This is a genomic window from Verminephrobacter aporrectodeae subsp. tuberculatae At4 (genome assembly GCF_000193225.1).
GTDB lineage: Bacteria > Pseudomonadota > Gammaproteobacteria > Burkholderiales > Burkholderiaceae_C > Acidovorax > Acidovorax aporrectodeae.
In genome coordinates, this window is record NZ_AFAL01000079.1 from 1 (window position 1) to 2,462 (window position 2,462).

Annotated in this window: 3 protein-coding genes; all 3 read left to right on the plus strand. The window is 67.6% G+C overall.

Going from position 1 to position 2,462, the window contains the following annotated elements:
- A partial coding sequence (locus VTU_RS25505; RefSeq protein ID WP_010100764.1) for a bifunctional folylpolyglutamate synthase/dihydrofolate synthase occupies nt 1-822 on the plus strand: 822 nt, incomplete at its 5' end.
- Between the two features lie 9 nt (nt 823-831).
- Nucleotides 832-1,632: an SPOR domain-containing protein gene (locus tag VTU_RS0103380; protein ID WP_010100766.1), complete on the plus strand. Its 801-nt coding sequence runs from the start codon at nt 832-834 to the stop codon at nt 1,630-1,632.
- Between the two features lie 100 nt (nt 1,633-1,732).
- Nucleotides 1,733-2,462, plus strand: a 730-nt coding sequence (locus tag VTU_RS0103385) for an amidophosphoribosyltransferase (protein ID WP_010100767.1), incomplete at its 3' end; no start/stop codon positions are given.

The following is a 2,462-nucleotide window of genomic DNA, read 5'->3' on the forward strand; positions in this document are numbered from 1 at the left end:
CGCGAGAAGGCGGGAATCATGCGCGCGGGCCGTCCCGTGATCGTCGGCGACCCCATGGCGCCCCAAAGCATTGCCGATCATGCGGCGCAGATCGGTGCCGACCTCTGGCGCTTCGGGCGGGACTTCGGCTTCTCGGGCGACAAGCAGCAATGGAGTTGGACGGGCCGCAGTCGGCGGTACGCCGGACTGGCCCAGCCTGCGTTGCGCGGTGCCAACCAACTGCTCAACGCATCGGCTGTGCTGGCTGCGTTCGACGCCTTGCACGAACGCCTTCCGATCACGGCGCAGGCGTTGCGCAATGGGCTGGCCATGGTCGAACTGCCCGGCCGCTTCCAGATCGTTGCGGGGCAACCCACGCTGGTGCTGGACGTGGCGCACAACCCCCACGCCATGGCCGCGCTCGCTGCGAACCTGGACGCCATGGGCTTCTTCCCCGCGACGCACGCGGTTTTCGGGGCCATGGCCGACAAGGACCTGGAGAGCATGCTGACCAAGGTGGACCCTTTGATCGACCGCTGGTACTTCAGCGACCTGCCGACCCCGCGCGCGCAGACCGCCGCGGCGCTGCAGCAGATATGGCACGCCGTGCACCAGGCGGCGGGCGGCCGCCGCGCTGCCCTGACGAGCCTGCACGCAGACCCGATGCAGGCCCTGCGGGCCGCGCAGGCCGCGGCGGACCCCGCTGATAGAATCGTGGTCTTTGGATCGTTTTACACGGTGGGCGGGGTGCTGATTGACGGAACACCCCGGCTGCACGCGAAACATCCGGGTGAAGCATCCGAGCGTATGAGCCACTCCGAGCAGATCCGCACGAGTCCCTAACTCCCTCCCATGGCATTTTTCAAGTTTCGCTGGCCTGGTAGCCAGAGTGCGCAGCAGGCGGACGAGAAGGTCGAAAAGGCCGAAAAACCGGCCCGGCGTCCGCGCACCCCACAGGCCGAGAGCGTCGAGGAAATGCGCCGCCGCGCCCGGCATCGTCTGATTGGCGCGGCATTGCTGGTGTTGCTCGGGGTCATCGGTTTTCCCCAGTTGTTCGATACCCAGCCCCGGCCGATTGCGGTGGATATTCCCATCGAGATCCCGGATCGCAACCAGGTCGCGCCCCTGGCGGCGCCCGCATCCGCAGCGCAGGCCCCGGTTGCTTCCGTCGACGAGCCATCCGCCCCCGTGCATCCGGCCGCGTCGCGCAGCGTGACCGGTCTTGCGAGCGGCGAAGAACAACTGCTGCCGGCTCCCCGTCCGGCGGCCTCCAAGCCTGCGCCGGCCGTTGCCGCAGCGCCCAAGCCCGAGGCGAAGAACGAACCCAGGCCGCTGCGTCCCGACGACTCCGAGCGGGTCAGGGCCTTGCTCGAAGGGCGCAGCGTCGAAACGGCCGCCACCGTCTCTGCCAAGGATGCCAAGGAGAGCCGGTTCATCGTCCAGGTGGGGGCTTTTGCGGATACGGAAAAAGCGCGCGAAGTCCGCCTCAAGGTGGAGCGCGCAGGGATCAAGACCTATGCCCAGGTGGTCGATACCAGGGGCGGCAAACGTACCCGGGTGCGCGCCGGGCCGTATGCCAGCCGTGCCGAAGCGGACAAGGCGGCAGCGCGCGTCAAGGCGCTGGACCTGCCAGCTGCGGTGCTGATGCTTTGACGCCATGCCGCCCAGGCTGCAATGGGCGGGACGGCAGGCGCTTTGCGCTTGTCGGATGTTCTTGTCGCGGGGCTGTTCCTGCAAATGGATGGAATCAACTATGTGCGGAATCGTCGGCGTCGTCAGTCCAACGCCCGTGAACCAGCTGATCTACGACGCCTTGCTGCTCCTGCAGCACCGCGGTCAGGACGCGGCGGGAATCGTCACCCAGCAGGGCCGCAAGTTCTTCATGCACAAGGCCAAGGGCATGGTGCGCGACGTGTTTCGCACGCGCAATATGCGCGCGCTGCAAGGCAACGTTGGTCTGGGCCAGGTGCGCTACCCCACGGCAGGCAATGCTTACAGCGAGGAAGAGGCGCAGCCGTTCTACGTGAACGCACCGTTCGGCATCGTGCTGGTGCACAACGGCAATCTGACGAACGCCCGCGAACTGCGCACCGAGCTGTTCCTGACCGACCACCGCCACACGAACACCGAAAGCGACACGGAAGTCCTGCTGAACGTGTTTGCGCACGAGCTCGAGCGCTCCACCCGCGGCGTGCCGCTGCGCCAGCCCGAGGATGTCTTCGCTGCGGTGCGCGCCGTGCACGGGCGCGTCAAGGGCTCCTACGCCGTGATCGCGCTGATCGTCGGCCATGGTCTGCTGGCCTTTCGCGACCCGCACGGCATCCGCCCGCTGGCCATGGGGCGCAGCCAGGACGGCACGGTGATGCTGGGCAGCGAATCGGTGGCGCTGGAGGGCACGGCGCAATGCTTCGAGCGCGACATCGCACCCGGCGAAGCCGTCTTCATCACGCCCGACGGCCAAGTGCACGCGCGCCAATGCGCCG